Annotated in this window: 5 protein-coding genes and 1 pseudogene; 4 read left to right on the forward strand and 2 right to left on the reverse strand. The window is 73.7% G+C overall.

Annotated elements, in window-relative coordinates; genetic code table 11:
- The first annotated feature begins 55 nt into the window (after positions 1-55).
- Positions 56-490: a hypothetical protein gene (locus ABD329_RS09010; RefSeq protein ID WP_198279996.1), complete on the forward strand. Its 435-nt coding sequence runs from the start codon at positions 56-58 to the stop codon at positions 488-490.
- A 266-nt stretch (positions 491-756) separates the two neighbouring features.
- Positions 757-2859, forward strand: coding sequence for a helicase domain-containing protein (locus tag ABD329_RS09015; protein ID WP_198279998.1), 2103 nt, complete (start codon positions 757-759; stop codon positions 2857-2859).
- A 174-nt stretch (positions 2860-3033) separates the two neighbouring features.
- On the opposite strand, the gene ABD329_RS09020 is transcribed toward ABD329_RS09015, so the two are convergent.
- Positions 3034-3756: a copper homeostasis protein CutC gene (locus ABD329_RS09020; protein WP_198279995.1), complete on the reverse strand. Its 723-nt coding sequence runs from the start codon at positions 3754-3756 to the stop codon at positions 3034-3036.
- Positions 3757-3812: 56 nt separating this feature from the next.
- Between ABD329_RS09020 and ABD329_RS09025 the strand changes: the two genes are divergently transcribed.
- Together ABD329_RS09025 and ABD329_RS09030 are read left to right on the forward strand one after the other, a co-directional pair.
- Complete coding sequence (locus ABD329_RS09025; RefSeq protein WP_198279994.1) at positions 3813-4490, forward strand: HD domain-containing protein; 678 nt, start codon at positions 3813-3815, stop codon at positions 4488-4490.
- An 87-nt stretch (positions 4491-4577) separates the two neighbouring features.
- A complete protein-coding gene (locus tag ABD329_RS09030) occupies positions 4578-5822 on the forward strand; it encodes a Cmx/CmrA family chloramphenicol efflux MFS transporter (protein WP_246618866.1) in 1245 nt (414 codons plus the stop codon).
- On the opposite strand, the pseudogene ABD329_RS09035 reads toward ABD329_RS09030, so the two are convergent.
- Positions 5812-6050, reverse strand: a pseudogene (locus tag ABD329_RS09035) (hypothetical protein); the annotation flags it as partial. The gene ABD329_RS09030 and the pseudogene ABD329_RS09035 overlap by 11 nt on opposite strands.

The raw sequence follows: 6050 nt of genomic DNA on the forward strand, positions 1-6050 counted from the left end.
GGATCGTGGGTGTCAGCAGGACACGGCACCACACGACGCCGAAGGGGCGGGGGACATGGGCATCAGCATCCGCAATCGCAAGGCCGGGACCGGGACCACCGATGTCGATCTGAGCGGGATCAAGCCGCTGCCGGTGTGGTTCTTCGCCTTCGAGGGCGTCATAGGGGCGGCGTACGACCTGACCAAGGCGTGGGACGACGCCTGGATGGTGCTCATCGGGATCGCCCTGGTGAACATCGTCGTCGGGGGGACCGTGCTGCGCCGCCGGAAGAAGCTGATGCGCGCGATGCTCAAGAACTCCCGCACCCGGAACATCGCCATCGGGCTGCTCGCGCTCCGCGTCGGCCTCCACCTCGTCCTCGCCGCCCTCGGTGCCCCGGTCACCTCGGTCGCCGGGCATCTGGCCGTCGCGGTCCTGATGGGCGCGGCGACGGTGACGCTGATGTGGTTCAACCAGCGCGTCACCTTCCGCGCGCTGCGACTCGCCTGACTGGTCCGAAGGTGGCTCGTTCGAGGAGCCGCCCCGGGGCCGGGGGGAGCTGCCTCCGGGGCGGCTCCCCCCGGCCCCGTCATAATTCATTCGCCTCCCCGACATGCCCTGGCTACAATCGCCGGTCTTGCCGCCTCCCACGTTCCGAACGGGAGAGCCGCCGCCCGGACGGAAACCGGTCGGCATCTCGTACCGCGCGTCATATACGTACCGCGCATCCGCTTTGTGCACTCGCTTGTGTGTACTCGCTCGCCGGAGGCTACGCCGTGCCCTCGCACGCCCCTGACCACTCAGACCCCCTCTCGCGGGAGCGCGCCCATCTGACCGCGTCCCGCGCCGCGTTGCGCGCCATGCGCGCCGATGTCGAGGCCCTCGACCTCCGGGACGTCACCGCGAACTGGGTCAACGCCGAAGCGCTGCACCACCAGGTCAGCGAGCGCATCAAGGCCCTCGCCGACCTCGCCGACACCCCGCTCTTCTTCGGCCGCCTCGACTATCTGCACGCGCCGGGCGCGAAGACGGCGGAGGGCGCCGAGGGAGAACGGCCCGCCGCCGGAGGCGGCTCAACGGACACTTTTTACATCGGCCGCCGCCATGTGCACGACGCGGACGGCGACCCCATGGTCATCGACTGGCGTGCCCCCGTATCCCAGCCCTTCTACCAGGCGTCCAAGAACGCGCCGATGGACATCGGGCTGCGCCGCCGCTTCGGCTATACGGGCGGTGAGCTGACGGCGTACGAGGACGAACGGCTCTCCGACCCCTCCGAGGCGGAACAGACCAGCAAGCTGCTCCAGTCCGAGATCGAGCGCCCGCGCGTCGGCCCGATGCGCGACATCGTCGCGACGATCCAGCCGGAGCAGGACGAGATCGTCCGCCAGGGGATCGGCGGCACCATCTGCGTCCAGGGGGCGCCGGGCACCGGCAAGACGGCCGTGGGGCTGCACCGGGTGGCGTATCTGCTCTACGCCCACCGCGAGCGGCTGGCCCGCTCCGGCACCCTGGTCATCGGCCCGAACCGCTCCTTCCTCCACTACATCGAGCAGGTCCTGCCCGCCCTCGGCGAGCTCCAGGTGGCCCAGGCGACCGTCGAGGACCTGGTGACCCGGCCCGCCCTGGGCGCGGTGACCCGGGGCACCGACTCCGCCGACGCGGCCCGCATCAAGGGCGACGCACGGCTGGCCGAGGTGCTGCGCCGCGCCCTGCGCTCGTACGTCACCCGCCCCACCGAGCCGTGCGTCGTGGTGCGCGGCTCACGCCGCTGGCGGGTGCCCGCGTACGAACTGGAGGAGATCGTCGAGGAGTTGCTCACCCGCGACATCCGCTACGGCGCGGCCCGCGAGGCGCTTCCGCGGCGCATCGCGCACGCCGTGCTGGTCCGGATGGAGCAGTCGGGCGAGGCGCCCGACGACCGGGTGCAGGACGCGGTGGCCCGTAACCCCGCCGTGAAGGCGGCCGTCAAGGCGATCTGGCCGCCGGTCGACCCGGCCAAACTGGTGCTGCGGCTGCTCTCCGACGCCGACTTCCTGGCCGAGCACGCGGACGGTCTCCTCGACGCCGACGAGCAGAAGACCGTCCTGTGGGCGAAGCCGGGGCGCGGTGCGAAGTCCGCGAAGTGGTCCCCGGCGGACCTGGTGCTGATCGACGAGGCCGCCGATCTCATCGAGCGCACCCCGTCCCTCGGCCATGTGGTCCTGGACGAGGCGCAGGACCTCTCCCCCATGCAGTACCGCGCGGTCGGCCGCCGGTGCAGCACCGGCTCGGCGACCGTGCTCGGCGACATCGCGCAGGGCACCACCCCGTGGGCGACGGCCAGTTGGGAGGAGGCCCTGATCCATCTGGGCAAGGAGGGGGCGGGGATCGAGGAGCTGACCCAGGGCTTCCGCGTACCGCGCGAGGTGATCGCGTACGCCTCCCGGCTGCTGCCCGAGATCGCCCCCGGTCTGTCGGAGGCCACCTCGATCCGCGAGGCGGCGGGCGACTTCTCCGTACGGGCCGTGGGCCCCGCGGAGCTGGACGCGGCCGTGATCGCCGCCTGCCAGGAGGCCCTGGCCCACGAGGGCTCGATCGGGCTGATCGCGGCCGACGCCCGCGTCCCGGCCCTGGCCCGGGCCCTCGAGGCGGCGGGGCTGACCCACCTCACCCCCGGCGAGGAGACCAGCGCCGAGTCCCGCCTCACCCTCGTCCCGGCGACGCTGGCCAAGGGTCTGGAGTACGACTACGTGGTCCTGGACGAGCCGGCCGCCGTGGTCGACGGCGAACCCGACGAACGCACCGGGCTGCGCCGCCTGTACGTGGCCCTGACGCGTGCGGTGTCCGGGCTGACGGTGGTCCACGGCGCGCCCCTGCCGGAGCGGCTGGCAGCCTGACGGGGGCGGAGCGCGGTCCGGCGGGGGTGCGGGTGCGGTCCGGCGGGAGCTTGACGGGGGCGCGGTCGGCGGCGGTGACGGGAGTGGAGCGCGGTCCGGCGGCGGTGACGGGAGTGGAGCGCGGTCCGGCGGCGGTGACGGAAGTGGAGCGCGGTCCGGCGGTCGGCCTTCTGCTCAGGCCACCGGAACCGGCGTGTCCAGGATCGTGCGCCACCGGCCGACCGCGGTGGCGTCCACCGGGCCCGACCAGCCGTCGGGGCGGGCCGCGCCACCGATGTGGAAGGCGTTGACCCCGGCGGCGCGCAGGGCGGGCAGATGGTCGAGGCGCAGCCCGCCGCCCACCATGATGCGCGCTTCGTAACCCGGGGTACCGGCCCGCTCGGCCTCGGCGAGCAGGGTGGGCAGACCGTCGTCCACACCGCGCGCGGACCCGGCGGTGAGATACGTGTCGAGGCCGGGGATGTCCGCGAGCCGCTTGCGCAGGCCGTCGCGGTCCGCGGCGCGGTCGATGGCCCGGTGGAAAGTCCAGCGGCTCTCGTCCACGCCGCCGCCCGCGCCCACGACCTCGGTCAGCGCGGTCACGGCGGCCAGGTCGACCTCGCCGTCGTCGGCCAGGAAGCCCAGGACGAACTCGTCCGCCCCTTCCGAGTGCAGCGCGGCGGCGGCCTCGCACAGCGCGTCGAACGCGTTTCCGGTCGCGAAGCCGTCCGACGCGCGGAGCATCACCCGCACCGGCAGATCGACGGCCGAACGAACGGCGGCGAAGGTCTCACGGGACGGGGTGAGCCCGTCGGCGGCCATGTCGGTGACCAGTTCGAGGCGGTCCGCCCCTCCGGCCTGTGCGGCGATCGCGTCCGCAGGGGTCAGGGCGATCACCTCGAGCAATGGTCTAGACATGCAGGACAGCTTGCCACACCGCACAAGAGGGCAAACCGCTACCCCACAATTGGCCCATGCCCACACCCTCACCCGCGCCCGCCCGCCATCCGGCCCATGACGCGCTGCTCACCCGCTGGACGGACCTCCTCACCGACGCCCGCGACGCCACGACCCCGTCTCCCGTCCCCTACGGCGAGGACCTCCTGACCCGCTGGGCCGAGCCCCAGCGCCGCTACCACACCACCGATCACCTGCTCGCGGTGCTGGACCGGGTGGACGAACTGCTTCCCCACGTCCAGGCCCCCGACCCCGCCGCGATCCGCCTCGCCGCCTGGTTCCACGACGCCGTCTACCTCCCCGACCGCTCCACCAACGAGGAGCGCAGCGCCCGCCTCGCCGAACGCGCCCTGCCGGAAGCCGGCGTCCCGGACCCCCGGGTGGCCGAAACCGTCCGCCTCGTCCTCGTCACCACCGACCACGACCCCGCCGAGGGCGACACCAACGGCGAGGTCCTCTGCGACGCCGACCTCGCCGTCCTGGCGGGCTCCCCCGATGCCTACGGCGCCTACGCGGCGGCGGTCCGCGAGGAGTACGGATTCGTCCCCGACGACGCCTTCCGCGAGGGCCGCGCGAACGTCCTCCGCCACCTCCTGGGCCTGCCCCGCCTCTTCCGCACGCCCGTCGGCCACGACCGCTGGGAGGCCGCCGCCCGCCACAACATGGCCACTGAGCTGGAGCTGCTCGGTGCGTAGCGGGTGACATCAGGAATGCGGAGCTCACCGCATGGCGTTGAGCCTGGCATGCCCTCCTCCTCCCCAGCGGATTCCGCTCGCTCCCGCATGCCCCTGGCGGTCTACGTCCTCGGGCTGTCCGTGTTCGCTCTCGGCACCTCCGAGTTCATGCTGTCCGGGCTGCTGCAACCCGTCGCGCGGGACATGGGGGTGTCGATCCCCACGGCCGGGCTGCTGATATCGGCCTTCGCGATCGGGATGGTGGTCGGGGCGCCGGTGCTGGCGGCGGCCACGTTGCGGTTGCCGCGGCGGACGACCCTGATGGCGCTGCTGGCCGTGTTCGGGCTCGGGCAGATCGCGGGGGCGGTGGCGCCGTCGTACGGGGTGCTGTTCGCCTCCCGGGTGGTGAGCGCGCTGGCGTGCGCCGGGTTCTGGGCCGTGGGCGCCGCGGTGGCCGTGTCGCTGGTGCCGGTGAACGCGCGGGCCAAGGCGATGGCGGTGATGGTCGGCGGGCTGAGCATCGCGAACATCGCCGGGGTCCCGGCCGGGGCGTTCCTCGGGCAGCACGCGGGGTGGCGGGCCGCCTTCTGGGCGGTGGCCGGTCTTTCGGTGCTGGGGCTGGTCGGGGTCGTCGCGCTCGTACCGCGTACGGAGGTGCCGACCGGGGACGACCAGCCGCGGCTGCGGGCCGAGTTGCGCATCTACCGCGACCGGCAGGTGTGGCTGGCGCTGGCCGCCACCGCGCTGAGCGGTGGCGCGGTCTTCTGCCTGTTCTCCTACCTCGGGCCGCTGTTGACGGACGTGGCGGGGCTGGACGAGGGCTGGGTGCCGACCGTGCTGGCGCTGTTCGGGGTCGGCGCGCTGCTGGGTACGGTGCTCGGCGGGCGGATCGCGGACGCGCATCTGTTCGGCACGATGTTCTGGGGCATCGTCGCCTCGACGGCCGTGCTGAGCACGCTGGCGCTGACCGCGCACAGCGCGGTCGCGGCGGTGAGCCTGGCGCTGATGCTCGGCTTCACCGCCTTCTTCACCGCGCCCGCGCTCAACGCCCGGATGTTCAACCTCGCCAACGCCGCGCCGACGCTCGCGGGCGCGACCAACACCTCGGCCTTCAACATCGGCAACACGGTGGGCCCATGGCTCGGCGGCCTCGTCATCGACGCGGGCTGGGGCTACCCGGCCGTGGCCTGGACGGGCGCCGCCCTCGCCGGTACGGGCGCGGTGACGACGGTCGCCGCGATGCGGCTGCACCGGGCGGCGGGCGCGTCCCGCGTCATCGCCACGTCGGCCTCCCCGGCGGGTGCGGAAGGGGCCCATGACCTGGCCGCTGACCCGTCGCGCACTACGCGCTGAAGAGGCCCCGCGAGGGCACGGCGGGCCCGCCGGTCGCCGGGACGCACCGGTCGGCGGAGCGCACCGGTCGGCAGGACGCACCAGTCCCCGGCACGCACCAGTCGGCAGGACGCACCAGTCCCCGGCACGCACCAGTCGGCAGGGCGCGCCAGTCGGCAGGGCGCGCCAGTCGGCAGGGCGCGCCAGTCGGCAGGGCGCGCCAGTCGGCAGGGCGCGCCAGTCGGCAGG

This window comes from Streptomyces javensis (assembly GCF_039525925.1).
Classification (GTDB): Bacteria; Actinomycetota; Actinomycetes; order Streptomycetales; family Streptomycetaceae; genus Streptomyces; species Streptomyces asiaticus.

Coding starts and splice junctions, on each gene's coding strand:
- ABD329_RS09010 (WP_198279996.1), top strand. CDS start 56: ATGGGCATCAGCATCCGCAATCGCAAGGCCGGGACCGGGACCACCGAT.
- ABD329_RS09020 (WP_198279995.1), bottom strand. CDS start 3,756: ATGTCTAGACCATTGCTCGAGGTGATCGCCCTGACCCCTGCGGACGCG.
- ABD329_RS09025 (WP_198279994.1), top strand. CDS start 3,813: ATGCCCACACCCTCACCCGCGCCCGCCCGCCATCCGGCCCATGACGCG.
- ABD329_RS09030 (WP_246618866.1), top strand. CDS start 4,578: ATGCCCCTGGCGGTCTACGTCCTCGGGCTGTCCGTGTTCGCTCTCGGC.